A 24890-nucleotide genomic window follows, 5' to 3' on the forward strand; every position below is an offset into this window, starting at 1 on the left:
GACGACAGCCCGGCCGACTGCCCCTCCGGCACCGGCCCCGTCGCGGGCCTGCGGCCTGCGGGCCTGCGGGCTGCGCCGGACGGGCTGGAGGGCGAGGGGCGGGCGGCCTGGGGCCGCCCGGCACCCGGCCGTCAGCAGCCCTCTCCCCCGCCCGCGCCGCCGCTCATCGCGGGCCGCGCGGCCGGCTCATCCGGACTCCCGGTGCACCGCCGTCGCCTCTCAGCCGGACTCCCGGTCGTCCCTCAGCTGGACTCCCGGTGCACCACCGTCGCCCCCAGCACCTTGTGCGCCTCGGGGGTCGCGGACGGGTCCCGCACCGCGCGGTCGACCCAGTCGGCCAGGTCCCGGCCGGACGGCAGTTCCAGGTGAACGGTGCTCAGCCGGGGGCGCAGCAGGCGGCCCAGCATGAGGTTGTCGGCGCCGACGACGGCCGTCTCCTCGGGGACGCGGACGCCCGCGTCCTGCAGGGCGCGCAGCAGCAGCATCGCGTACTCGTCGTTGTACGTGAACACACTGTCGAGGCCGAGGTCCCGCCAGCGGGCGGCGAGCCCGGCCGCCTCGTCCTCGTCGAGGGCGAGGGGAAGCTCCGTGACGGTGGCGTCGGTACCGCGCAGCGCCTCCCGCACCCCGCTCAGGCGCGGCGCGGAGAACGTCTCCAGCCCGGCCTCCCGGGGCAGCACCACACCGACGCGGCGCCGGCCGCGGTCGAAGAGATGCGCGCCCGCACTGTGCCCGACCACGTCGTGGTCCATGAGCAGGGCGTGTGCGCCCTCCACGGTCTCGGGGCCGAGTGTGACGACGGCCCGGGCGCCGGAGCGTTTGAGGACCTCCACGCCGCGCGGCCCCAGCCCGGAGCCCGGGACGAGGACGGCGACCGGCCGCAGTTCGGCCCAGGCGCGGGCCGCCTCGTCGTCGTGGGCGCCGACCGTGCCGTACTGCACGACGGTGTAGTCGAGGCGGGACAGCGAGACCTGGAGATCGGTGATGAACCGGCTGTAGAGCGGCCCGACGGGGAAGTCCGGCGCGGGCATCAGCACCATGCGGCTGTGGCCGGCGCGCAGGCTGCGGGCGGCGGCGTGCGGCACGTAGCCGAGCTCCTTCGCGGCCTCGCGCACGCGACGCCGGGTGGGCTCACTGATCCGGACCGCTCCGGCGTTGTTCAGGACGTAGGAGACGGTGGCACGCGAGACGCCCGCGAGGCGGGCCACATCGGCGCTCGTGGGGACGGAGCGCATGGGTCCGGCAGGCGCGGGCGTGGGCGTCGGGGGAATCTTCACCATGACGACGGCATCCTTGCAGAAGCCCGAACGCGGCCTGCGGCGGGGTGAGTTGAACGGTCCGTCGGGTCACTTCCGCGCAGCTCGCGCGGGCAGCCACGAAGAGCCCGCCGGGCCGGTCAGTCCTGGTGGCCGGCGCCCTCGGTCCCCGCGGCACCGGCGGCCTGCACGGGAGCGGCGCCGTCCGCGGAAGCGGTGGCACCCGCGGCGCCCGTGGCGTGCCCGGTGGCGGTGACGCGGTCGACCAGGTCCTTCCAAGCCGCTTCGAGGCGGGCCAGGGGCATGCCGCACTGCCGGGTCAGGTGATGGATCAGCGCGGCGTCGAGCTGCGCCATCAGGGTGTGGGCCAGCAGCTCGCAGTCCGCGTCCGGGACGGCCTCGCGCAGCAGCAGCGTGACGTGCTGGTGCAGGACACGGCGCGCCGGGTGCACGAAGCGGCGGCCGGCGTCGGCCTCGGCGGCCAGTTGCAGGTCGAGTTCCTCGACCCCGCGGCGGAGTACGGCGGCGCCGAAGGCCCGCAGCCGTTCGGCGGGCGGGGCGCCGGGGCCGAGCGGTGGCGGTCCGGTGAGGAAGGCGGTCTGGAGCTTCCTCTCGGAGTGGTCGAGCAGCGCCGACAGCAGGCCGGTGCGGTCGCCGAACCGGCGGAAGACGGTGCCCTTGCCCACATGGGCGGCGACGGCCACGGCTTCCATGGTGAGGCCGTCCGCGCCGCGCTCGGCCACCAGGCGGGCGGCCGCCTCCAGCAGGCGCGCCCGGTTGCGTGCGGCGTCGGCACGCAGGCAGGTCTCCTCGGCGCCGAGGCCGAGCTGCAGCAACTCCTGCGGCTCGATGGGCTCCTGGGGGGCCGGAACGGGCGGCCGGGCGGTGGACATGAAGCCAGGGTAAAGCATCGGGAAGAAACTGGACCGCGGTCCGGTTAGGGTGCTAGAACATTAACCGGACCCCGGTCCGGATGCTCCGCCCGAGTTCCCTTTCCTGTTTCTCAAGACCACCCCCTGGGAGTACGTCATGTCCGCTCGCATCCTCGCTCTCGTCGGCAGCCTGCGCGCCGGTTCGCACAACCGGCAGCTGGCCGAGACGGCCGTGAAGCTGGCCCCCGCCGGCGCCGAGGTCGCGCTCTACGAGGGGCTCGCCGAGATCCCCTTCTACAATGAGGACATCGACGCGGAGGGCAGCGTCCCGGCGGCCGCCGCCCGCCTGCGTGAGGCCGCCGGCGGCGCCGACGCCCTGCTGCTGTTCACCCCCGAGTACAACGGCACCATCCCCGCCGTCCTGAAGAACGCCATCGACTGGCTGTCCCGTCCGTTCGGCGCCGGCGCCCTCTCCGGCAAGCCGGTCGCGGTGATCGGCACCGCCTTCGGCCAGTACGGGGGCGTGTGGGCGCAGGACGAGGCCCGCAAGGCCGTGGGCATCGCGGGCGGCACGGTGGTCGAGGACATCAAGCTGTCCATCCCCGGCTCCGTCACCCGCTTCGCCGAGCTGCACCCGGCCGACGACTCCGAGGTCGTCGGGCAGCTGACCGACGTCGTCACGCGCCTCCAGGACCGGGCCACCACTCCGGCAGCCGCCTGACCGGCACGCACGCACGACCGGAGCGACGCTGCACGAGCGGCGCACCCCGGCCGACCCGCACGACCCGAAGGGGCCGGAGCACCCGCTCCGGCCCCTTCGTCCCGTCCGGCGCCCCGCGGCCGTGTCGCGGCGCGCGGGGGCGGGTGTCCTCCGCGGCCCGCCGCCCGATCAGGCCACCACCGTCGCCGCCAGCTCCCGGAGATCCGCCAGGGCAGCGGCCACCGCCGGGCGGGTCTCGTCGCCGCCGCGCGTGCAGGTCAGCAGCTTGCGGTGCGGGTCGCCCGAGCAGCGCACCCGCGTGACGGGCAGGTGGTCCGTCAGCCGGGCCAGCCGCGGGATCAGGGCCACCCCGAGGCCGTGGGCGACGAGATGGGCGGTGACGTTCCAGTCCAGCGCGTGGTGGACGACGTCGGGGGTGAACCCGGCCGCCCCGCAGGCCGACATCACGTGCGGCCGGCAGGGGCTCTCCGGCACCGGCGCGATCCACTGCTCGCGGGCCGCCTCCGCGAGGTCGATCCGCTCCCGCCCGGCCAGGTGATGGCCGTCGGGGACGACCAGGTCGAAGGGGTCGTCGAGCAGCGGCTGCTGGTCGAACCGCTCGTCGCCCGGCGGCGGATTGCGCGGGGTGGCCTCCACGACCGCGAGATCGGTGGCCCCCTCGAACAGCAGGTCGAAGCTCTCCGGTACGCCGGCCTCCTGGATGCGCACCGACAGCCGCGGATGCCGCTCGCCCAGCCGGGCGGCCATCGGCGCCAGCAGCACCGACACGGCGACCGGGAACCCGGTCACCCGCAGCAGCCCGGCGGGGGCGCCGTGGTCGGCCCGCAGGTCCCGCTCGGCCTGCTCCCAGCGCGCCTGGATGGCGTCGGCGTGCGCGAGCAGGCTCTCCGCGGCCGGGGTGAGCCGCACACCGCGCCCCTGCGGCTCCAGCAGGACCACGTCCAGTTCGCGTGCCAGCTGACGGATCTGCTGGGAGGCCGCGGACGGGGTGAAGTGCAGCGCGCGGGCGGCCGCGGTGACCGTGCCGTAGTGGGCCACCGCCCTCAGGACGTGCAGCCTGCGCAGATCAATCATGAAGGTCACGCTTCACGGTCAGGTCCATAAAGTCAACCTGGACGTGAACGGACCGGACGGCGCACGCTGGCTGTGTCGCGACGAGAGGCCGTACCCGTGAAGGAAGAACAGTCAAGGAGCCGACATGACCAGCACGGCCGGCAGCCCGCGTGGGACGGGCGCCCTCGGCACCGCCTGCCCGTTCTGCGGATGGCCCGACGGCGCCGAGCCGTTCCGGGTGGTATCGCGTCACCTCACCGGGGCCGGCAGCACGCTGTGGACGCGCTGCGGCTGCGGTTCGCTCCAGGTCAGGGTCACCGACGACCGGGGCACGCGTATCGTCTCCCGCAGCAGGCCCGCGGACGCCGGAACCGGCCGCACGGGCCGCTGAGAGCGGGCGGGACGGGCCTTCTGCGCCCGCCGTCCGCCGCACGGGCGGAGCGGATCGGGGCGGCGGGTCCCGGGAGAGCGGGAGGCATGGGAGCGCAGCGGTACCCCTTGGCGGGCGTCACGGTGGTCAGTCTGGAGCAGGCCGTGGCCGCTCCCTACGCCACCCGCCAGCTCGCCGATCTCGGCGCCCGGGTGATCAAGGTGGAGCGGCCGGGCGGGGGCGACTTCGCCCGCCGCTACGACACGACCGTGCACGGTCAGTCCAGCTACTTCGTCTGGCTCAACCGGTCCAAGGAGTCCCTCACCCTGAACCTCAAGGACCCGCGGGGCCGGGAGATCCTGCACCGGCTGCTCGACGACGCCGACGTCTTCGTGCACAACCTCGCGCCCGGCGCCGTCGGCCGGCTCGGTCTGGGCACCGCCGACGTCACCCGGGACCGCCCCCGGCTGATCCCCTGCACCGTCTCCGGCTACGGCACCAGCGGGCCGTGGGCCGACCGCAAGGCGTACGACCTGCTGGTGCAGTGCCAGACCGGGCTGGTGTCCCTTACCGGGACCGCGGAGGAGACCGCGCGGACGGGCATCTCGGTCGCCGACATCGCCGCCGGGATGTACGCGTACAGCGGCGTCCTCACCGCGCTCTACACCCGGGCGACCACGGGAGAGGCGCACCCGGTGGAGGTGTCCCTGTTCGAGGCGCTCGCCGAGTGGATGGGCCAGCCCGCCTACTACACCCGGTACGGCGGCAGCCAGCCGCCCCGGCTGGGCACGCAGCACGCCACCATCGCCCCCTACGGGACGTTCCGCGCCGCCGACGGCCGCGAGGTGCTGTTCTCCGTCCAGAACGAGCGCGAGTGGGCGGTGCTGTGCACGGAGTTCCTGGGCAGCCCCGGCCTGGCGGACGATCCCCGGTTCGCGACCGGCCCGGACCGGGTGGCGCACCGCGAGGAACTCAACGCGCTGATCGCCGAGCGCTGCGCCCGCTCCGGCGCCGACGAACTGCTGAAGGACCTCGAATCGATCGGTATCGCCTGCGCGGGGGTCAACGACGTCGCCGCCTTCCTCGACCACCCGGTGCTGGCCGCCCGGGACCGGTGGCGCGAGGTGGCGGTGCCGGGCGGCACGGTCGAGGCCCTGCTGCCGCCCGCCGACCTCGCGGGGACGCCGGCCCGCATGGACCCGGTCCCGGCGGTGGGCGAGCACACGGAGGCGATCCTGACGGGGCTCGGTCACTCGGCCGAGTCGATCGGGCGGCTGCGCGCGGACGGGGTGGTCTGAGCACACGGCGGGACGGTCCGGGCCGGCCGGGGCGGGGGGCGTCGTAGGCGGGGGTCCCCGTCTCGTCCGGCCGTCCGCGGGGCGCCCGGTCACCGCCGGGCCGACGTGACCTGCCGCCGTACACCGACGCATGCGCGCCGACAGCCAAGCCCTCGCAGTGCCGCCACGGAGGAGGCGCCGTCACCTGCCCCATCCGGCAGAGCACGGGGCGCCGTCGCGCCCACCACGTCCCGCCGCCCGCCGGGCGCCCGGCCACTGCCGGGCCGACGTGGCCGGCCGCCGTACGCCGGCCGGTCAGGCCCCGCCAGTGCCGCCCCGGCGGGAACCCTCACCCGTGGCACCCGGTCCGGCGGCCGGGTGGAGGGCGGCCAGGACGTCCTCGTCGGACAGCTGGGCGAAGTCGTCGTACCACTCGCCGACCGCCAGGAACCCGGCGGGCCGGTGCAGGCAGACCACGTCGTCCGCCTCACCGGCCAGAGACACGGCGCCCTCCGGCGAGCAGACCGGCACCGCGAGCACGATCCGCGCGGGTGCCCGGCGCCGTACGGAGCGCAGGGCGGCACGGGCCGTGGCACCGGTCGCCAGCCCGTCGTCGACGACGATCACCGTGCGGCCCGCCGGGTCGGGGGCCGCCCGGCCCTGCCGGTAGACGCGTTCACGGCGGCGCAGTTCGGCGCGCTCCCGCTCGACGACGGCCGTGAGGTCGCCCGGGCCGAGGCCGAGCATGCGCAGGGTGCGCGGGTCGAACAGCGGGACGCCGTCACCGGCCAGCGCGCCCACGGCGAACTCCTCGTGCGACGGTGCGCCGATCTTGCGGACGACGATCACGTCGAGGGGAGCGCCGAGGGCGTCGGCGACCTCCCGGGCCACGGCCACGCCGCCGCGGGGCAGGGCCAGGACGACGGGGTCGGGCAGGGCGCCCTCGTCGGCCAGGGCGCGCAGCCGCCGGGCCAGCGCGCGTCCGGCCTGGCGGCGATCGGAGAACCGCACCTCCCTCTCCTCCTCCCGGGCGGCGTCAGTGGGTGGGGGCCGCCCGGCCGATGCCCTGCAGGGCGGAGTGCGGGCGGTCGGCGGTGGCGAGGTCGCCCAGGCTGACCATGCCCACGGGGCAGCCGCCGCGTTCGACGACGGGAAGGCGGCGCACGGCGTGCTGCCGCATGAGGTCGGCCGCGTGCTCGGTGGTGTCGTCGGGGCTGAGCGTCACCAGGGGCGGACGGGTGCAGACGGAGCCGACCGTGGTCTCGTGCGGATCGCGTCCCTCGGCCACGGTCCGCAGCACGATGTCGCGGTCGGTGAGGACCCCGAAGAGATCGCAGTCGTAGGCCACCAGGACGTCGCCGACGTCCCGCTCGCGCATCAGGTGGGCCGCCCGCGCCACCGTGGTCATGGGCTCCACGGACGTGGTGTCCGACGACATCACGTCCCGTATCAGCCGGGTCATGGGTACCTCCGGGGGCTGGTCCGGCGAGTGGTCCGTGTCCGCCGCGTAGCCCTCCGGGCGCCGGATAAACGGAGGGCCGGGCCGCGTGCGCGGGCGGCCCGGCCCTCCGCCCTCGCCGCGGGGGGACGCAGCACCCGGCCGGGCCGGCGCTGTGCCGTCGCCGACCGGGTGCCGTGAGGTTCTACCGGGCCGCTCCCGGGACCTCCTCGGTGACACCGTTCAGCGGTGAGGCAGGGTCGGTGCCGTACGGGCGGGTCAGCACCTCCAGGCCGTGCCCGGCGGGGTCACGGAAGTAGACGCCCCGGCCGCCGTCGTCACGGTTGATCCGGCCCGGACGGCGGCCGTGCGGGTCGGCCTGGACGGGGACTCCGTCGGCCACGAGACGGCCGAGGACCGCGTCGAACTCCTCCTCGGTGACGAGGAACGCGTAGTGCTGTACGGGGATGTCGTGATCGACGGTGGCGAAGTCCAGCGTGACGCCGTTGGCGGTGGTGACCGGCAGGAACGGTCCGGCAGGTTCCCCGACGTCGAGCCCCAGGACGTGGGCCACGAAACGGGCGGACCTCTCCCGGTCACGGGTCAGGACGATGGTGTGGTTGAACTCGACAGACATGTCGACAATGCCTCCATGGGCATCCGCGGCGCCTCCATGCCTCACCCGGCCGGTGACCGGCACGCGATGCCGCGCGAGGGAGCATAGACACGCCGGCCGGAGGCGGTCGAGCCCTTTTCCCCGGCGCGCGGACGGTGCGGCACGGTCCTGACATCGGTCAGGGACCCGTCGGCCGCGGCGTTCCCCACGGTGCTGGACACCGGCCCACCGGGACGAACCGCCCCGGGACCGCCGGACGTCCGCAGTCACCGTCCATTGTTTCCGGGGGACTTCTCACCCCGGTCGGTCGCCCGGCAGTCCAGGCGTCCCCTACGGGTCGGCCGGCTCGCTCACCGGGGCCCTTCACTCTCCCGGGCGGTCTCCTCCACACGGGCGGCCACCCAGGTCAGGAAGGCTCGCACGTCGGCCGCCGGCAGGGGGCGGGCGGCGCGGCGCGGACGGTCGTAGCCGGCCAGCGCGTCCTCGATCAGCGGCCGGAAGGCGGGTTCGGTCTCCGCGACGGCGTGCCCCGCGCGCCGCTTGGCCGTCCAGCGGCCGGTGCGGCAGAACACCACGCTGCGGCAGCCGTTGAGCACCCTGTTGTCGGCCAGGTGGCCTTCGCCGTCGGCGTGTTCACGGACCGAGGCGCGCAGCGCCCGCAGCAGGTCGGGGCGGTCCGGCTCGGCGATCACCTCCCGCGCCGGCCGGCCGTGCAGGCGGAGCCCGGCGCGGGCGGCGACGGAGCGGTCGATGACGTACCAGAAGGGCGCGGACCCGTCCGGGTCGAAGCTCACCTTCTCCGGCAGGCCCGGGCCGGTGTTGAGGTCGAGCAGGTAGCCGGCCCGGGCGGACGGGCGGGCGGCGAAGCCGGCGCCGTAGACGACGAGTTCGAGCCCCGCCGCGGGGCACGGCAGGACCGGGTGGGCGAGGGCGGCGGCCAGTTCGGCCAGGGCAGGACGGGGCAGCGAGGGGTCCACGACGACCGTCACGTCGATGTCACTGCGCCCGTGCCGGTAGTCGCCGAGCGCGAGGGACCCGACGGCGAGCACGCTCACCGGGCGGGGACCGCAGACCGTACGAATGCGGTCGACCAGTTCCGTCAGATAGGGGCGGACCTGCGGCGGGAGGAGTGCGCCCGCCGGTGACCCGGAAGGGGCGGCGGAGCCGGACTCCAAAGGAGCGGAAGCCGGAGGGGCGGAAGCCGGGGGCGGGGGCTCGGGGCCGTCCGCCCCGGGGTCCGCCGGGCTCACGGGCCGTCCGCCCGGCCGTCGACCGCGTCCAACGCCCCGTCCTCCGCCGCGTCGTCCGTGTCGGTCCACAGGTCGTCGCTGTCGCACACCCGGGCGCCCATGTTGCGCTCCATCATGCGCAGGGCGGCGTCCGCGAGGTCGGCGTGGATGTGGGCGACGGCGTCCCGGGGGACGACCACCTGGAAGTGGCGGATGTGCGCGTCGAGCGACGAGTAGAGCACGCACTGCTCGGTCACCTGGCCGCAGAGCACCAGCCGCTCGATGCCCTGCTGGTTGAGGAGGTAGCCGAGCGGGGTCTCGAAGAAGATCGAGTGGCGGGCCTTGACGACGAACAGGGAGGAGTCGTCGGGACGCAGCGGCTCCACCAGCCGGGCGTGCGGCCCGGACAGCGCGCTGTCGAGCAACTCGCCGTGGTGGGAGCGCCATTCGCCGAAGTTGTCGTTGACGTAGATGACCGGGACGTCCCTCTTCCTGGCCCGCTCCAGCAGGCCGGCGACGACCGGTACTACGGACTCAGCCGAGGGCAGCAGCAGCTCGGCGTCCGGGTGGTCGTACGTGTTGATCATGTCGATGACGATGAGCGCGCTCTTGGGCATGTGACCAGGGTTCCCCGTGCGCGGGGATCGAGCGACCCGAGTGCGGGGGGCGCGCCGGCGCCGGCCAGGGCTCACCGCGTTCTCCGTATGGCAGGGCTGCCGAGGCGGGGCGGCACGGCCCCGCGGGTCAGCCGCCCGCGGTGGCCGCGGTGCGGGCGGCGGCGGCCGCGCGGCGGGCGAGGGCGCGGCGGACACCGGTGGCGGTGTAGGCCAGGGCGGCGGCGGACACCAGGCCCAGCAGGATCAGGCCGAGCGCGTAGTCGTCGTAGGCGCCGTACACCGAGCCCATGACCAGCGGCGGGAGGAAGCCGCCGAGGCCGCCCGCGGCGCCCACGACGCCGGTGACCGAGCCGACCTGGCCCGCCGGGGTCATCAGGGCCACCAGCGCGAACACCGCGCCGCTGCCCGCGCCGAGCGCCGCCGCCATGGCCAGGAAGGCGATGGTGCCGACCGGGGCCAGCGGGGGCGTGGCGGCCTGGACGAAGGCGCCGGCGACGACGGTGCCGAGGGCGCCGACGAGGACCCGTACGGGCCCGATGCGGTCCGACAGCCAGCCGCCCACCGGCCGCATGGCCACCGCCAGCAGCACGAACCCCGCCATGCGGTTCGCGGCGTCGGTGTGGGTCAGCCCGTAGCCGGACTTGAGGTAGGTCGGCAGGTAGACGGAGAAGGCGACGTAGCCGCCGAAGGCGACCGCGTACAGGGCGGACGCCTGCCAGGTGACCGGCAGCCGGACCGTGCTCGCCAGGCGGCGTGCCAGCGGCTCCGCGGGCACCGCGCGCCCCGGTGCGTCCCTCAGCAGCAGCCAGGCGGCGACGGCGTAGACCGCCAGCACGACGGCGGTCAGGACGAACGGGGTCGCCGTGCCGTTCGCGTCGACCAGTTTCACCGTGGTCAGCGCGCTGATCGCGGTGCCGCCCATGCCCATGCCGAAGATCCCGATCGCCAGGCCGCGCCGCTCGGGCGGGAACCAGGCGTTGACGAAGGGCACGCCGATCGCGAAGGCGGTGCCGCCGACGCCGAGGAAGAAGCCGCCGATCAGCAGGGCGGAGAGCGAGGAGTGTCCGGCGAGGCCGAGGTAGAGGACCGGCACGATGGTCACCGCGGACACGAGCGGGAACATCGCCCGGCCGCCGAACCGGTCGGTCAGCGCGCCGACGGGGATCCGGCCCAGGGAGCCGACCACGACGGGCACGGCCACCAGGAGCGACGACTCGAACGACGACAGGGCGAGCTCGTCGTGGAACCTCGGACCCAGCGGGCTCAGCAGCGCCCACGCCCAGAAGTTCACGGCGAAGCCGACGGTCGCCAGGGCCAGCATCAGCCAGGCGCGCCCGGGGACGCGGGCGGGGGCGGTCTTCTCCGTGGCTCTCGTCGACGGCTTCGGCATGCCGTCCTCCCTCGTCGTCTGCGGGATGTCCGCGCCGGCCGCGCACCGTCCGCGGTGAGCCGGCCGGAGGACCGGCCGACAGGGCGCTCGCGCCTTCCCTCACACGATGACGGCCCGGCCCCGTGCGCACCATGGGGCCGTTCTTCCCGGGGGCCCGCCGAAGGGCCCCGGGGGACGGGGCCCGACCGTCCCCGTCGAACCCCGCCGGGTCCCGGGTTGCCCACCGGAGCCCGTTCATGCGGACGGCGGGAGTCGAGCCGCCGCGATGCCGGGCCCGTAGCGCCGCCACGGCCCCCAGAGCGGCGAGCGAGCGTCGCCCGCGTGGCTCAGCCGGGCGACGGCCGGGCGCGGGGCGTACGGACACGGGGCGTCCGGGCGCCCTCGGGGCCGTAGCCGAAGCGGATCAGCAGGTGCGGACTGCACCGTCGCCGGGGCCCGGCGACGGCCGCCCGGAGGTCGGGCCACTCCATCGCCTGGTGCAGGATCGAGGTGCGCACGCCGTGCGCGGTGGCCACCAGCAGGGTCCGTTCCAGGGCCTGCCCCGCCCGCAGCCAGTCCTCCCGCCGGTCCCGGGCCGTCCACAGGAGCCCGACCTGGGCGTGCCGTTCGAACCGCAGGGCGGGCAGCACCAGTCCCGGCAGGGGGCCCGTGAAGTCGCGCATCGGCATACGTCCGTCCGTGTCCCGGGGGGCGACCGCGGGCAACGGCATGCCGTACGGGACGCCGGTGCCGGGGGCCGTGACCCAGGCCCTGGTCTCGGCGGTGCGGCCGGGGTGAGCCCGGTTGCGGGCCTCGCCGGCACCGGTCAGCCGGAGCAGGCGGCGGGTTCCGGGGATGTCCGGCACGTCCAGGCGGGCGCCCTCGGCACGGGCGGCGGCGACCATCTCGGCGACGATCCCGTCGGGCACCGGGCGGCCGGTGAACGGCATCCGGCTGGTGTGCCGCCGCCCCACCGCCTCGTGCAGCGCGGCCAGGCCGGGAGGCGGCCCGTCGGCCGGCTCGGCCAGCAGCACGGTGGCCAGCAGGTCCGGCTCGTACGGGTCGGGCAGCAGGCGCACCACCGGGTCCCAGCCCTCGTGGGCGGCGGCGACCCGCAGGTTGAGCACGGCCGCCCCCACCGAGAGGTACTGCGCCCGCGCCTGCGGATCGGCCAGCGGCAGGATCCGGCGGCGGTCGGCCCGCACCTCCACGGTGCCGGTGGCCGCGTCCAGGCCGAACCGCCACGGCTGGGTGTTGTGGATCGAGGGTGCCGCGACCGCGGCGGTGAGCAGTGCCTCGACGACCGTCGCGTCCACGGGTCGACTCTGCTGCATGTCGGCTCCTCCTCCCTTCCTCCCGCACGGCCCACCCTGCGCCGCGTACGCGCCGGGGACGAGGGTCGACCGGTGCCGCTCCGGGGGGCCACTTGGCCCCCCGGCCGCACGTCCGAGGCCGGCGGGGCCGGGTACGGGGCAGGCGGGACCGGCCGGGAGGGCGGCGCGTCGACGGTGCCGTGGTCCTGGGACACGGGAAGACACGGACCCGGCGGACGGAGACGGCCGTCCCTGAATCCCTCCCGGCCGGCCGCACCCAGCATCCCGGGGCCGCGGCGGGCGGGCACAGGGCCGAAGGGCCCGGACCACAGGACGGTGGTCCCGGCGCGGGGTGTCCGTCGGTCCTCCGGCCGGTGCTCAAGTCGCCGTGGTGTGCCGTACGGTACGGCTGTGACCGCGTACAGCCCCGAAAGCGTCCCGGGCCGCCTCGGCCCCTCCGCCACCACCGAGGCCGCACCTCATGAGGTGGGGCCGGTGCGTACCGAGTACGCGCCCGTGCACGACGGCGACCCGGATCCCGGGGAGATCGTCTGGACCTGGGTGCCCTACGAGGAGCGTGACGGCCGGGGCAAGGACCGGCCGGTGCTGGTCGTCGCGCGGGAGGCGGGCGGGACCGTCCTCGCGGTGCAGTTGTCGAGCAGGCCCCACCAGGGGGACCGGGACTGGGTGCCGATCGGCTCCGGGCCGTGGGACCGCTCGGGCCGGGACTCGTGGGTCGGGATCGACCGGGTGCTGCGGCTGCACGAGGAGGGCATGCGGCGGGAGGCGTGCGCCCTGGACCGGATGCGGTTCGACCTCGTCCGGAAGCGGCTGCGGGAGCGGTACGGCTGGAGCTGACCGGGCTCGCGCGGATGCCGCCCGGGCCCCGGGCGCCCCGCGCGGCCGGGCTGCGCCCCGGTCAGGGGCGGGCCGCGGCCTCCGGGTGGTGCGCTGCCCCCGGGTGGTCCGCTGCCTCCGGGTGGTCCGCTGCCTCCGCGGAGACCGCCAGGCCGGCGAAGGCGTCCTCGAACGCCGCCCGGGTCCGCCCCGCCGGAGTGCGGTCCAGGATCGCGAGGACCACGTGTTCGAACGCCCCGGCGAAACGCCCCCCGGGCCCGATCAGGGCCCGGAACGCGCCGGCCACCTGGACGGGGTCGTTGCGGAAGACGCCGCAGCCCCAGGCGCCGAGCACCAGGCGCCGGTGACCGACGGCCGCCGCCGTCTCCAGCACGCGCCCGGCGCGCTCGGCGAGGATGCCGGGGATCTCGGCGGCCCGCTCCGGTGTCCGGCGCAGGATCACGCCCGCGTTGGGGGCGGGCGAGGTGAGGAAGCCGGTGGTGAACGGCTCGTCGAGCAGCCGTCCGCGGTCGTCGCGGAAGACGGGCACGGCGGGCGAGTGGATGACGCGGTCGGTGTAGAACGGGTCGCGGTGGGCGCGGTGGTGGGCGTAGAACTCCGGCGCCCGCAGCAGGCAGGTGTACAGCGCGGAGGCGCGGCAGAGGGCCTCCTCCTGGGCCTGGGCGCCGTTGAGGTAGCCGCCGCCGGGGTTGCGGGCGGAGGCGAAGTTCAGGACGGCGGTCCCGTCGCCCGGGGCGGCCTGCCCGCTGCCGGGCCGGGCCGGTGCGGCGGCCAGCCGCCGGGCGGCCTGCAGGCTGCTCTCGCCGGTGACCTCGATGCGTGTGGCCGTGGCCCTCGGGGCCGGGGCGGGGACCGGCTGCGGCCCGAACATGCGGGTGCCCTCCCGCGCGGCCTCGGCGGCCGCAGCGATGCGGTGCTCGCGGCCGTCCGGTGCGCGGTAGCAGCCCGCCGCGACGATGTTCTCCGTGTCGCGTGCGAGGCCGCGCAGACGCGCGCTCACGCCGCGACCCCCGTACGCGCCGTGACCGCACGCCGCGCGGTCTCCCCCGTTGGTGCCATGCGGGAATCCTGGGCGATCCGGGCGGTGCGGTGCAACGGAATTTTCCCCTCCCGCCGACGCCGCGGGACGGACGGAAATCCCGCCGCGAACGGGCGGAACACGCGGAGGAAAGGCCGTGTACGCCCCTTCAGGCACTCTTGTGTCCTGGCGGTACCAGGGGTTTGAGTGGACGGATCGAAGCCGGTCCGGGGGGCTCGGATCCCCGACCGGTGGCATCGTGGACCCTCAGGAGGAGTCCGATATGTCCGATCCAGCAGGTGGCACCGGCGCCCCGCGCGCCGTGGTCACGGAAGCCGACGCGGAAGCCCTGGTACGAGGCATCTGCTTCAAGACGGGACCGCCGCGCCGCCTGGGCGTCGAGGTGGAATGGCTGGTCCACGAGCTGCGGGAACCGCGGCTCCCCGTCACACCCGAACGACTCGAAGCGGCCTACGAGGCCCTGCGGCCCGTGCCCCTGAGGTCCGCGCTCACCGTGGAACCCGGCGGTCAGCTGGAGCTGAGCTCGCCGCCCGCCGCCACGCTGATGGAGTGCGTCACCACCGTCTCCGCCGACCTGGACGCCGTCCGCGCGGTCCTGCGCCGGGACGGTCTGTGCCTCGTCGGACTGGGCCACGACCCCTGGCACACCCCGCGCCGCTTCCTGCGCGCGCCGCGCTACGACGCCATGGAGGCCTGCCTCGACCGTGCCGGGCCCGCCGGCCGGTCCATGATGTGCACCTCCGCGTCCGTGCAGGTGTGCGTCGACGCCGGGCACGAGGAGCCGGGACCACTCGGTCACATCCGGCGCTGGTGGCTGTCCCACCTGCTGGGCGCGGTGCTGGTCGCCGTGTTCGCGAACTCGCCGCTGGCCGGCGACCGGCCGACCGGCTGGCGGTCGACCCGGCAGCTGCGCTGGGAGCAGATCGGCCGGGACCGTGCGGGCGGGCCCGCGCTGGACGCGGATCCGCGCGGCGCGTGGGCCCGGCACGTCCTGGACGCGCCGGTGATGTGCGTACGGCAGGACGACGGGCGGCCCTGGGACGTGCCGGAGCGGCTGACGTTCCGCGAGTGGACCCGGTCGCGGGTGCCGCGGGCGCCGACCCGGGACGACCTCGACTACCACGCCACGACGCTGTTCCCGCCGGTGCGGCCGCGCGGCCACCTGGAGCTGCGGATGATGGACGCCCAGCCGGGCGACGACGGGTGGATCGTGCCGCTCGCCGTGACCGCCGCCCTGTTCGACGATCCGCAGGCCAGCGAGACGGTCTACCGGGCGGTGAAACCGCTGGCCGAGCGGACCCTGGGCCTGCCCGCGCCGCACAATCCGCTGTGGCGGGACGCGGCCCGTACCGGCCTGGCCGACCCGGAACTGCGCGAGGCGGCGGTGGTCTGCTTCGCGGCGGCCCTGGAGGCGCTGCCCCGGCTGGGCGCGACGACGGAGGTGGTCGACGCCGTCGCCGCCTTCCGGGAGCGCTATACCGCCCGGGGCCGATGTCCGGCCGACGACCTGCTCGACGCGTCCCTGCGCACCCTCCCCTCCGGTCTGTCCGGCCCTCCGGGCGACGGCCTGCCCGGTCCTGGGGGCGCCGCCTCGCCCCCCGCCCGGCCGGCCCCCTCGCCCGCCGGCCCGCCCGCCGCCCCGGACGCCACGGCGTACGACGACGGCCCGCCGGCCGGCGCACCCGGCGGCAGGGCTCCGCACCCTCCGCTCGACGGCCCGCCGCGGCAGGAGCCGCTTCCGCACGGGAAGGACACCCGCTCATGACCGACCCCGCCCTCGACGCCGGTACGACGCGCGAGCGCGCGGTCGCCTCGCTCGTCGCCGCCCGGGACCGCACCACGCTGCTCACCAGCTGCGTCGACGGACCCGACCTGACCGCGCAGCACTCGCCGCTGATGTCGCCGCTGGTGTGGGACCTCGCGCACATCGGCAACCAGGAGGAACAGTGGCTGCTGCGGGCCGTGGCCGGGCAGGAGGCGCTGCGCCCCGAGATCGACAGCATCTACGACGCCTTCGAGCATCCCCGCGCCGAACGCCCGCGCCTGCCGCTGCTGCCTCCGGAGGAGGCCCGCAGGTACGCCGCCGAGGTGCGGGCCCGGGCCCTGGACGTGCTGGACCGGGCCGCGTTCACCGGCACGCGGCTCACCGAGGCCGGGTTCGCCTTCGGGATGATCGCCCAGCACGAACAGCAGCACGACGAGACCATGCTGATCACCCATCAGCTGCGGCGCGGCCCGCAGGCGCTGACCGCACCGGATCCGGAGCCGGTCCCCCTGTACACCGGGCCGTCCGAAGTCCTGGTGCCGGGCGGGCCGTTCACCATGGGCACCTCGACCGAGCCGTGGGCGCTGGACAACGAACGCCCGGCGCACCGGCGGGAGGTGGCGGCGTTCCGCATCGACACCACCCCGGTGACGAACGGGGCGTACCAGGCGTTCATCGAGGACGGCGGCTACGACGACCCGCGCTGGTGGACGGCCGACGGCTGGGCCCACGTCCGCAGGACGGGCCTGACCGCCCCGCTGTTCTGGCAGCGGGACGGACGGCAGTGGCTGCGGCGCCGCTTCGGCGTCACCGAGGTCGTCCCGGCGGACGAGCCGGTGCTGCACGTGTGCTGGTACGAGGCCGACGCCTTCGCCCGGTGGGCCGGACGGCGGCTGCCGACCGAGGCCGAGTGGGAGAAGGCGGCGCGCCACGACCCGGCGGGCGACCGGTCGAGGCGCTACCCGTGGGGGGACGCGGAACCGGGGCCCGAGCACGCCAACCTCGGTCAGCGCCATCTGCGTCCGGCGCCCGCCGGCAGCTATCCGGCCGGTGCGTCCCCGCTCGGGGTGCTCCAGCTGATCGGTGACGTGTGGGAGTGGACGGCCGGCGACTTCCTGCCGTACCCCGGATTCCGGGCGTTCCCGTACCGGGAGTACTCGGAGGTGTTCTTCGGGCCGGAGTACAAGGTGCTGCGGGGCGGTTCGTTCGCCGTGGACCCGGTGGCCTGCCGGGGCACGTTCCGCAACTGGGACCTGCCGGTGCGGCGGCAGATCTTCTCCGGTTTCCGCACGGCCCGTTCGGTGGAGGGCGCCTGATGTGCCGTCACCTCGCCTACGTCGGGCCCGAGTCGCGGGTCGGCGACCTGCTGGTGGATCCGCCGCACGGCCTGTACCGGCAGTCCTGGGCGCCCCGGCGGCAACGGTACGGGACGGTCAACGCCGACGGCTTCGGGGTCGGCTGGTACGCGCCGGACGACCCGGTGCCGGCCCGTTACCGCCGGGCCGGACCCGTGTGGGCCGACCTGTCGTTCGCGGATCTCGCCCGGGTGGTGCGCACGCGGGCGCTGCTCGCGGCCGTGCGGGACGCGACGCTGTCGGGTGCCGACGCGGAGGCCGCCGCCGCCCCGTTCACCACGGGCGCCTGGCTGTTCAGCCACAACGGCGCGGTGCCGGGCTGGCCGGACTCGCTCGCGCCGCTGGTGCCCACGCTGCCCGCCGGCGACCTGCTGTCCCTGGAGGCCCGCAACGACTCGGCGTTCGTGTGGGCGCTCGTGCTGGCCCGGCTGCGGGCCGGGGACGCCGAGGGGCAGGCCCTGGCCGACACGGTGGTGGAGGTCGCCGCGGCGGCCCCCGCCGCCCGGCTCAACCTGCTGCTCACCAACGGTGACACCATCACCGCGACGGCTTGGGGCGACACCCTGTGGTACCTGTCGCGGCCCGGTGGTGGCACGGTGGTGGCGTCCGAGCCCTACGACGACGATCCGCACTGGTGCGAGGTGCCGGACCGCACGCTGCTGGCGGCGAGCGGCACCGATGTGCTGCTCACCCCCCTCAAGGAGCCGGCGGCCGCCCCGCTCCCCGACGCCTCGCACTCCCCCGGCACCACCCCCGACCACCCCACCGAGGAGCCCCGCACGTGAGTCCGTTCCAGCTGACCCGCACCCTCCCCGAGGACGCCACGGACGCGGCGCTGCGCGCCGACGTCCGCAGCGGCCTGACCGCCAGTCCGCGGACGCTGCCTCCGAAGTGGTTCTACGACGCGCACGGCAGCGAGCTGTTCGAGCGGATCACCGAACTGCCCGAGTACTACCCCACCCGCGCCGAGCGGGAGATCCTGCTCGCCCGGTCCGGGGAGACAGCCGCCGCCTCCGGCGCACGCACCTTGGTCGAACTGGGCTCGGGTTCCTCTCAGAAGACGCGGCACCTGCTCGACGCGCTGACCGGCCTGCACACCTACGTCCCCGTCGACGTCAGCGAGAGCGCGCTGACCCGGGCCGGGCAGGCGCTGGCGGCCGAGCGGCCCGGGCTGCGGGTGCACGCGCTGATCGCCGACTTCACCACGTCGCTGACGCTGCCCGAGTCGCCCGGCCCGCGGCTGGTGGCGTTCCTCGGCGGCACCGTCGGCAACCTGCTGCCCGACGAGCGGGCCGCGTTCCTGTCCTCCCTGCGTGCCCTGCTGGCCCCCGGCGACACGCTGCTGCTCGGCACGGACCTGGTCAAGGACGAGGAAGTGCTGGTCCGGGCCTACGACGACGCGGCCGGGGTGACGGCCGCGTTCAACAAGAACGTCCTGGCGGTGATCAACCGCGAGCTGGGCGCCGACTTCGACCCGGCCGCGTTCGCCCACGTGGCGGTGTGGGATCCCGAGCGCGAGTGGATCGAGATGCGGCTGCGGTCCCGTACCGCGCAGACGGTGAAGATCCCGGGCGTGGGTCTCGTCGTCGACTTCGCGGAGGGCGAGGAGCTGCGCACCGAGGTGTCCGCCAAGTTCCGCAAGGAGGGCGTGCGGGCCGAACTCTCCGCCGCCGGGTTCGCGTTGTCGCGGTGGTGGACCGACGAACAGGGCCGCTTCGCGCTGTCGCTGAGTGTGGTGCGCGACGACGGGTGACCGGGCCGGCCGGGCCGGCCCGGCCGGCGGGTCACCGGGCGCCGTAGGACAGGGCGTCGGTGATGCGCCGTGAGGCACGTCGTGCCTCCTCGGCCGGGTCGGCCCCGGTGAGCACCTTCGTCATGAAGTCCTTGATCGGGTTGTCGGCCTCGACCCGGCCCCATCCGGGGGTGCTCGGGGTCGCCCGGCCCCGGGCGGCACCGGCCGCCATGGCCGCGACGGCCTCCTCCCCGGCGACCGCACCGGCGAGGGTGGTCTTGTTGGGGACGTAGTTCATGGTGCGGGCCAGGTCGGTGTTCCACTTGGTGCCGACGAGGTCGGAGACCACCGCGATGGCGGCCTCCCGCTGGTCGGTGACGGCCGGGATCACGAGGTCGGAGCCGCCGGTGAAGACGGCGCCCGGCCGGCCCGCCGTCCGGCCGGGCACCGGGAAGTAGCCCAGCTCGTCCTCCAGGTCGGGGTTCTCCTGCAGGACGGCCCGCACCACGCCGGGGACCGCCACGATCTGCGCCACCTCCTCCCGGGCGAACACGCCGGCCTGGGGCGGGTGTTCCTCGTCGGCGTCGAGGGGTCCGTCGCCGAGGGCCTGCAGGCGGCGGTAGAAGTCCATGCCGCGCAGGGCCGCGGGGCTGTCCAGGGTGCCGCGCCAGCCGCCGTCGCGTTCCTCGGCGAGTTCGCCGCCCTCCTCCCAGATGAACCCGGAGAGGGTGTACCAGTCCTGTCCGGCGAGGTAGATGCCCTGGGTGCGGCCGGTGTTGAGCTTCTCGGTGACGGCGAGCCACTCGTCGCGGGTCTTGGGCGGTGCGGTGATGCCCGCCTGCCGGAAGAGGTCCTTGCGGTGGATGACGACCCGGTTGGCCGCGTACCAGGGGATGCCGTACTGGTGGGAGCTCCACTGCCCCGGTTCGGCGAGGCCGGGCAGCCAGTCCTCCCGGCCCCAGTCGCGCAGGGACTCCAGAGTGAGGTCGAGCAGTTCGTCGCCCTCGGCGTACTGGGCGACCTGGGTGTTGCCCACCTCGATGACGTCGGGCCCGCCCGGCTTCTTGTCCTTCAGGGCGCGCTGCACCTTCTCGCCGATGCCGGTCCACTCCTGGACGCGGATGTCGACGTCGACGTCGGGGTGCCGGCGTTCGAAGTCCTCGGTGAAACGGTCCAGGTAGTCCTGGGAGGCGCTGTGCTGCATCAGCCAGACCGTGACGGTACGCCGTTCGGACCCGGATCCGCCGGGCATCAGGCCGCAGCCGGCCAGAAGAGTGGCTGACACACAGAGGAGGGCGAGCGGACGAGGTCTCACGGAGGGTCCTGTTCTGTCTGACGGGACAGTGCGGGGCCCGGCGTGGGGGGACGAGCGGTGCTCGGACGGGTACCGGCATCTTGGTATGGACCAATGAGAACGGTCAAGGGCGGTGGGTACCCGTCCGCTGTCTCGCGCTCCGCCGCGCCGTGGGGCACGGTGGAGTGACCTGTGTTGCAGGCGGTGTCCGCGCCGGGACGCGGAGCCGCCACGGAGAGGAGCCCCCCGCATGTCGAACCACACCTACCGCGTCACCGAGATCGTCGGCACCTCGCACGACGGCGTCGATCAGGCCATCCGCAACGGCATCGGCCGGGCCGCGGAAACCCTGCGCAACCTGGACTGGTTCGAGGTGACCCAGGTGCGCGGACAGATCGAGGAGGGGGAGATCAAGCACTACCAGGTGGGTCTGAAGGTCGGCTTCCGACTGGAGGGCTCGGAATAGACCGTCCCACCGGTGTGTCCGGTGGCGGAGCGGAACCCGGGGCGCGCCCGGCTCAGGTGCGCCCCTCCCGCTCCTGAGCCGCCTTCAGGTCGCCCGAGGGGGCCGCCCACCGGGCGTGGAGCACGGTGAACCCGGCCCGCCGGGCGTCCTCGCAGACCAGCTCGTCGTCGTCCACCAGGACCCGGACCTCGCGGCCCCGCGCGAGGCGGCGCAGCACGGCCAGCTTGGTGACCCGGGCGGGCCGGCGGTCGGCGTTGCCGCGCATGTGCAGCGGGCCCTCGGGCAGCCCTTGGGCGGCGAGCCAGTCCAGTGTGTCGCGGCGGCAGCGCTCGGGGCGTCCCGTGAGGTAGACGATCTCGCATTCGCGCGCGCTCTCGTGCACCAGCGCGATACCCTCCGCGAGGGGCGGGTCGTGGGGGGCGCCGGCGAAGAAGGCGTCCCAGTCGCGCGGCCTGCGCTCCAGGAACCGCTGACGGTGTGCGGTGTCGGCGAGGGTGTTGTCCAGGTCGAACACGGCCAACGGGCGGCGGCTGCTGTGCGTCACACGCCCAGCCTAGAGGCCGGCCGCCCCGTCCCGCCGCCCCACCCGGAGGCCCCCGGCCGGCGGGGCCGGCCGGGAATGAAGGGCACACGCAGGCGTTGAATCCGGTGTGACCTCCTTGCTCGCGCGCACCCGCTTCTCCGTCCTGGACCGCTCCCGCACCCGGGAGGGACACACCGATGCCGAGGCGCTGCGCGACACCGTGCGGCTGGCGCAGGAGGCCGAGCGGCTGGGCTATCACCGGTTCTGGGTGTCGGAGCACCACGGCGTGCCGGGGGTCGCCGGCTCCGCGCCGACCGTGCTGGCCGCCGCCGTCGCCGGGGCGACCCGCACGATCAGGGTGGGGACCGGCGGCGTGATGCTGCCCAACCACCGACCGCTGGTCGTCGCCGAGCAGTTCGGGGTGCTGGAGGCCCTGTACCCGGGCCGCATCGACATGGGGCTGGGCCGCTCCGTCGGCTTCACCGACGGGGTGCGCAGGGCGCTGGGCCGGGACAAGGAGGACGCCGAGGACTTCGGGGCGCAGATCGAGGAGCTGCTGGGCTGGTTCCGGGGCACCTCCCCCACCGGTGTGCACGCGCGCCCCGCGGAGGGCCTGGTCGTGCCGCCGTTCGTGCTGGCCGTGGGAGAGGGCGCCCGGGTGGCCGCACGGGCCGGGCTGCCGATGGTCATCGGCGACCTGCGGGACCGGGACCGGATGCGCCGCGGTGTCGACCGCTACCGCGCGGAGTTCAGGCCCTCACCGTGGGCGGACGAGCCCTTCGTGGTGATCTCCGGGACGGTCGCGGTGGCCGGCGACCCCGCGAGCGCGCGGCGGCTGCTGGTGCCCGAGGCGTGGTCCATGGCGCACGCCCGCACCCGCGGCACGTTCCCGCCCCTGCCGCCCGCCGAGCGGGTCGAGGCCATGACGATGACCGCCAGGGAGCAGGACCTGTTCACCTCCGGGCTCGCCGGGCACATCGCCGGGACGGAGGAACAGGTGGCGGCCGGACTGGAGTCGGTGCTGAAGGACACGGGCGCCGAGGAGGTGCTGGTGACCACCAGCACCTACGACCGTGACGCGCTGCTGGACTCCTACCGGCGGCTGGCCGCCGTCGTGGGCACGGTCGACGGCGCACACCGGTGACACCGCACCGGCGGGCGCCGTCGGCCGCCGGTCACTCCGTGCGGCGCTGGTTGTGCGGCAGGTCCTCGACACCCTCCGCCTCGATGCGTTCCTTGCGCACCTGGCCGCGGACCGTCTCCTCCTCGGTCTGCTCCTCGGTGGTCAGGCGTACCCGTTCCACCGGGACGGCCTCGGTCTCCACCACCGGCCGTTCCTCATGGAGGGTGACCTCGTGCTCGGCCTCGCCGATCTCCGGGCCGGAGAGTGCTTCGCCGCGGTTCTCGTCGGTGATGGGCTCCCGTTCGACGCGGACCTCCTCGTGGCGCACGGGTACGGTCTGCTGGACCTCCTCGGTGACCACGTACTTGCGCAGCCTGGCCCGGCCGCTCTCGCGCCGCTCGACGCCGACGTGCATCTCCTCCTCGGACCGCGTCATGGCGTCGTCGCCCCGCATGCCCGTCCCGCGCTCGGCGGTACCGGGCGCTCCGGCCGTACCGGCCATGCCCGCCGTACCGGCCGTACCGGCCGCCATGCCGCCCTCACCGGTCTCCCCGGTGTCGTCGGACAGCACGTTGTCCCAGTTGACGCCGTAGTAGTCGTACAGGCGGTGCTCCTCGGACGCCGACAGGTGGCCGCCCGCGTCGACATCCACCTTCGGGGCGCCCTTGACCTTGTCCTTCCCGTACGGGACCTCGAGGTGGTCCTCGACCAGGGAGGCGTCGTGGATGGGGACGAACGACTCGCTGGAGCCGAACATGCCCGTCTTGACGCTCACCCACTCGGGGCGCCCGGTCATGTCGTCGAAGAAGACGTGCTTGGCATCACCGATCTTGTTGCCGTCACCGTCGTAGACGGGGTGATCCAGAAGGATCGGGATCTCATCGCGGGTGATCATCTGACTTCACCCTCCTTTCGGAGCTACTCCCTTCCGGTTCTCCGGCAAACCAGTACAGAAACTGACATGTGGAACAAAGAGCACTTAATTTCTCGCAGTGCTCACCTGCGGCGACCGCTCCCGACCGCGCGTCGGGCGGCGTACGCCAGGTCGCGGCGGTCCGTGTGCGGGCCCGGCGGCAGCGGGGCGCACATCTCGACCTCCGCGATCAGCCCCCGGGCCGAGACGACCCGCCACACGCAGCGCAGCAGGGTGTCGTCGCCGACGAACGCGGCGGCCGTGGTGGGGGTTTCCCGAGGACCGAGGTAGCGGATACGGACCGGCTGCACCGGTACCCGAGCGTCGAGCGCCGCCTGGAACACCGCGTGCCGGAACGGGCCCCGCTCCCGGCCGCACCAGGTGCTGCCCTCGGGGAAGGCGGCGACCGCCCCGCCCGCCCGCAGCACTCCCGCGATCCGCTCCACCGTGCCGGGCAGGGCGCGCAGCCGGTCCCGGTCCAGGAACAGCACTCCGCCGCGTGCCGCCAGCGGGCCGGCCACCGGCCAGCGACGGATCTCGGCCTTGGCGACCATGCGCGCCGGGCGGACCGCGGCCAGCAGCGGGACGTCCAGCCAGGACACGTGCGGGGCGACGAGCAGCAGGCCGCCCGACGGCGCGGCGCGGCCCGCGATCCGTACCCGCACGCCGGCCGCCCGCACGACCCACCGGCACCAGCGGCGCACCGCCGCGGCCGGGACGCGCCGGCCGCACGGCAGCAGCGCCGCCCCGGCCGCCACCAGCGTCAGGACCGCGGCCAGCCGCAGCACCGCCCGCACCACGCCGGCCCGGTCCGCCGTGCCGCGCACGCAGTCCCGCGGGGTGCACGGCGCGACGGGCAGCCAGGCGCTCACCGCGCCGGGGCGAGCGACAGGAAGTGCCGCAGGTAGCGCGGGCCGACCCGGTTCATCGGCAGCAGCACGTACAGGTCGGCCACGCCGAAGTCGACGTCGTGCGCGGGCTCCCCGCAGACCCAGGCGCCCAGGCGCAGATAGCCGCGCAGCAGGGCGGGCAGGGCGCTGCGGGCGGCGGGCGCGTCCGCCGCCACGGGCCGCCAGGGGAGCAGGGGCCGGACGCGGTACTCCTCGGGCGCCAGGTGCCGTCCGCGGACGGCGGCCCAGGCGGCGGAGGCGAGGGCCCCGCCGTCGGCCAGCGGCAGGGAGCAGCAGCCGGCCAGCCAGGCGTGGCCGCGGTCGGTCATGTAGCGGGCGATCCCGGCCCAGATGAGGCCGATGACGGCTCCGTCGCGGTGGTCGGGGTGCACGCAGGAACGTCCGACCTCGACCAGGCCGGGCCGTATCGCGTCGAGCCGCGACAGGTCGAACTCGCTGTCCGCGTACAGCCGTCCGGCGACCGCCGCGCGTTCCGGCGGCAGCAGCCGGTAGGTGCCGACGACCCGGCCGGTCGTCGCCTCGCGGACCAGCAGGTGGTCGCAGTAGGCGTCGAACGGGTCGATGTCGTGGCCGGGCTGCGGGGTGGCCAGCAGGGCGCCCATCTCCCCGGCGAAGACGTCGTGCCGCAGCCGCTGCGCGGCCCGTACGTCCTCCTCGTCGCGGGCGAGGGCGACGGTGTAGCGGGCCGGGGCGGCGGGCGGGGCGGGGTCGGGAACGGTCAGCACGGTCATGGCGTCTCCTGGTCACGCGCCGGGGCGGGGCCCCTGCTGCGGAGCCCGG

The 24890-nt window shown here is 75.3% G+C and carries 26 protein-coding genes; 10 read left to right on the plus strand and 16 right to left on the minus strand.

The annotated features are described in order from the left end of the window. Positions 1–242: 242 nt before the first annotated feature. Both ACIRPP_RS09550 and ACIRPP_RS09555 read right to left on the minus strand, forming a co-directional pair. Positions 243–1280: a LacI family DNA-binding transcriptional regulator gene (locus ACIRPP_RS09550; RefSeq protein ID WP_403639462.1), complete on the minus strand. Its 1038-nt coding sequence runs from the start codon at positions 1278–1280 to the stop codon at positions 243–245. A 116-nt stretch (positions 1281–1396) separates the two neighbouring features. After that, on the minus strand, positions 1397–2149 hold the full coding sequence (locus ACIRPP_RS09555) for a TetR/AcrR family transcriptional regulator (RefSeq protein WP_403639464.1): 753 nt from the start codon (positions 2147–2149) through the stop codon (positions 1397–1399). A 136-nt stretch (positions 2150–2285) separates the two neighbouring features. On the opposite strand from ACIRPP_RS09555, the gene ACIRPP_RS09560 reads away from it, so the two are divergent. Further along, positions 2286–2849 carry an NAD(P)H-dependent oxidoreductase gene (locus ACIRPP_RS09560; RefSeq protein ID WP_403639466.1) on the plus strand — a complete coding sequence of 188 codons (564 nt, stop codon included), beginning with the start codon at positions 2286–2288 and terminating at the stop codon, positions 2847–2849. A 168-nt stretch (positions 2850–3017) separates the two neighbouring features. On the opposite strand, the gene ACIRPP_RS09565 is transcribed toward ACIRPP_RS09560, so the two are convergent. Beyond that, positions 3018–3923, minus strand: coding sequence for a LysR family transcriptional regulator (locus ACIRPP_RS09565; protein ID WP_403639468.1), 906 nt, complete (start codon positions 3921–3923; stop codon positions 3018–3020). Positions 3924–4047: 124 nt separating this feature from the next. Here ACIRPP_RS09565 and ACIRPP_RS09570 point away from each other — a divergent pair, with 124 nt between their 5' ends. Then, on the plus strand, positions 4048–4293 hold the full coding sequence (locus tag ACIRPP_RS09570) for a hypothetical protein (protein ID WP_403639470.1): 246 nt from the start codon (positions 4048–4050) through the stop codon (positions 4291–4293). An 86-nt stretch (positions 4294–4379) separates the two neighbouring features. Beyond that, positions 4380–5570 (plus strand): CaiB/BaiF CoA transferase family protein, encoded by a 1191-nt coding sequence (locus ACIRPP_RS09575; RefSeq protein ID WP_403639471.1) that lies wholly within the window; start codon positions 4380–4382, stop codon positions 5568–5570. 294 nt (positions 5571–5864) lie between these two features. Here ACIRPP_RS09575 and ACIRPP_RS09580 read toward each other — a convergent pair whose 3' ends face one another. The 7 genes from ACIRPP_RS09580 to ACIRPP_RS09610 all read right to left on the minus strand — a co-directional run bounded on the left by ACIRPP_RS09580 (position 5865) and on the right by ACIRPP_RS09610 (position 12152). Beyond that, positions 5865–6560, minus strand: coding sequence for a phosphoribosyltransferase (locus tag ACIRPP_RS09580; RefSeq protein WP_403639473.1), 696 nt, complete (start codon positions 6558–6560; stop codon positions 5865–5867). Between the two features lie 25 nt (positions 6561–6585). Further along, entirely contained in the window at positions 6586–7011 is a 426-nt protein-coding gene (locus tag ACIRPP_RS09585) for a CBS domain-containing protein (RefSeq protein ID WP_403639475.1), read from the minus strand. 181 nt (positions 7012–7192) lie between these two features. Next, complete coding sequence (locus ACIRPP_RS09590; protein ID WP_403639477.1) at positions 7193–7624, minus strand: VOC family protein; 432 nt, start codon at positions 7622–7624, stop codon at positions 7193–7195. Positions 7625–7953: 329 nt separating this feature from the next. Beyond that, positions 7954–8658 carry an aminoglycoside adenylyltransferase domain-containing protein gene (locus tag ACIRPP_RS09595; protein WP_403639479.1) on the minus strand — a complete coding sequence of 235 codons (705 nt, stop codon included), beginning with the start codon at positions 8656–8658 and terminating at the stop codon, positions 7954–7956. 191 nt (positions 8659–8849) lie between these two features. Next, positions 8850–9449, minus strand: a complete 600-nt coding sequence (locus tag ACIRPP_RS09600; protein WP_403639481.1) for a cysteine hydrolase family protein — start codon at positions 9447–9449, stop codon at positions 8850–8852. A 127-nt stretch (positions 9450–9576) separates the two neighbouring features. Then, positions 9577–10839 carry an MFS transporter gene (locus ACIRPP_RS09605; protein ID WP_403639483.1) on the minus strand — a complete coding sequence of 421 codons (1263 nt, stop codon included), beginning with the start codon at positions 10837–10839 and terminating at the stop codon, positions 9577–9579. A gap of 326 nt (positions 10840–11165) precedes the next feature. Continuing rightward, a complete protein-coding gene (locus tag ACIRPP_RS09610; protein WP_403639485.1) occupies positions 11166–12152 on the minus strand; it encodes an Acg family FMN-binding oxidoreductase in 987 nt (328 codons plus the stop codon). A 390-nt stretch (positions 12153–12542) separates the two neighbouring features. On the opposite strand from ACIRPP_RS09610, the gene ACIRPP_RS09615 reads away from it, so the two are divergent. Then, the gene (locus ACIRPP_RS09615) at positions 12543–12989 is read left to right on the plus strand and encodes a type II toxin-antitoxin system PemK/MazF family toxin (protein WP_403639488.1); all 447 of its coding nucleotides are present in this window, start codon (positions 12543–12545) and stop codon (positions 12987–12989) included. Between the two features lie 61 nt (positions 12990–13050). Here ACIRPP_RS09615 and ACIRPP_RS09620 read toward each other — a convergent pair whose 3' ends face one another. Then, entirely contained in the window at positions 13051–13989 is a 939-nt protein-coding gene (locus ACIRPP_RS09620; protein WP_403639491.1) for a TIGR02452 family protein, read from the minus strand. 301 nt (positions 13990–14290) lie between these two features. Between ACIRPP_RS09620 and egtA the strand changes: the two genes are divergently transcribed. From egtA to egtD, 4 genes are read left to right on the plus strand one after another with little or no spacing between them, the layout of a single operon-like run. Further along, complete coding sequence (gene egtA, locus ACIRPP_RS09625) at positions 14291–15793, plus strand: ergothioneine biosynthesis glutamate--cysteine ligase EgtA (protein WP_403639494.1); 1503 nt, start codon at positions 14291–14293, stop codon at positions 15791–15793. Beyond that, positions 15790–17109, plus strand: coding sequence for an ergothioneine biosynthesis protein EgtB (gene egtB / locus ACIRPP_RS09630; protein WP_403639496.1), 1320 nt, complete (start codon positions 15790–15792; stop codon positions 17107–17109). The genes egtA and egtB overlap by 4 nt, the downstream gene beginning before the upstream one ends. After that, complete coding sequence (egtC, locus tag ACIRPP_RS09635; RefSeq protein WP_403639499.1) at positions 17109–17933, plus strand: ergothioneine biosynthesis protein EgtC; 825 nt, start codon at positions 17109–17111, stop codon at positions 17931–17933. The genes egtB and egtC overlap by 1 nt, the downstream gene beginning before the upstream one ends. Next, positions 17930–18901: an L-histidine N(alpha)-methyltransferase gene (gene egtD / locus ACIRPP_RS09640; RefSeq protein WP_403639502.1), complete on the plus strand. Its 972-nt coding sequence runs from the start codon at positions 17930–17932 to the stop codon at positions 18899–18901. Before egtC ends, egtD begins: the two co-directional genes overlap by 4 nt. A 31-nt stretch (positions 18902–18932) precedes the next feature. On the opposite strand, the gene ACIRPP_RS09645 is transcribed toward egtD, so the two are convergent. Beyond that, on the minus strand, positions 18933–20195 hold the full coding sequence (locus ACIRPP_RS09645; protein ID WP_403639505.1) for an extracellular solute-binding protein: 1263 nt from the start codon (positions 20193–20195) through the stop codon (positions 18933–18935). 229 nt (positions 20196–20424) lie between these two features. Here ACIRPP_RS09645 and ACIRPP_RS09650 point away from each other — a divergent pair, with 229 nt between their 5' ends. After that, a complete protein-coding gene (locus ACIRPP_RS09650) occupies positions 20425–20640 on the plus strand; it encodes a dodecin (protein ID WP_403639507.1) in 216 nt (71 codons plus the stop codon). Positions 20641–20692: 52 nt separating this feature from the next. Here ACIRPP_RS09650 and ACIRPP_RS09655 read toward each other — a convergent pair whose 3' ends face one another. Next, positions 20693–21184 (minus strand): hypothetical protein, encoded by a 492-nt coding sequence (locus ACIRPP_RS09655; RefSeq protein WP_403639510.1) that lies wholly within the window; start codon positions 21182–21184, stop codon positions 20693–20695. Positions 21185–21290: 106 nt separating this feature from the next. Here ACIRPP_RS09655 and ACIRPP_RS09660 point away from each other — a divergent pair, with 106 nt between their 5' ends. Further along, positions 21291–22307 carry an LLM class flavin-dependent oxidoreductase gene (locus ACIRPP_RS09660; RefSeq protein WP_403639513.1) on the plus strand — a complete coding sequence of 339 codons (1017 nt, stop codon included), beginning with the start codon at positions 21291–21293 and terminating at the stop codon, positions 22305–22307. A gap of 31 nt (positions 22308–22338) precedes the next feature. Here ACIRPP_RS09660 and ACIRPP_RS09665 read toward each other — a convergent pair whose 3' ends face one another. The 3 genes from ACIRPP_RS09665 to ACIRPP_RS09675 form a co-directional block, all read right to left on the minus strand. Then, positions 22339–23181 (minus strand): DUF2382 domain-containing protein, encoded by an 843-nt coding sequence (locus ACIRPP_RS09665; protein WP_403639516.1) that lies wholly within the window; start codon positions 23179–23181, stop codon positions 22339–22341. A gap of 101 nt (positions 23182–23282) precedes the next feature. After that, positions 23283–24071 carry a lysophospholipid acyltransferase family protein gene (locus ACIRPP_RS09670; RefSeq protein ID WP_403639518.1) on the minus strand — a complete coding sequence of 263 codons (789 nt, stop codon included), beginning with the start codon at positions 24069–24071 and terminating at the stop codon, positions 23283–23285. Beyond that, on the minus strand, positions 24068–24841 hold the full coding sequence (locus ACIRPP_RS09675; protein WP_403639521.1) for a GNAT family N-acetyltransferase: 774 nt from the start codon (positions 24839–24841) through the stop codon (positions 24068–24070). Before ACIRPP_RS09675 ends, ACIRPP_RS09670 begins: the two co-directional genes overlap by 4 nt. Between the last annotated feature and the right edge of the window lie 49 nt (positions 24842–24890).

Origin of the sequence: Streptomyces sp. NPDC101219 (assembly GCF_044767675.1) — a bacterium.
In the GTDB taxonomy this organism is placed as follows: Bacteria; Actinomycetota; Actinomycetes; order Streptomycetales; family Streptomycetaceae; genus Streptomyces.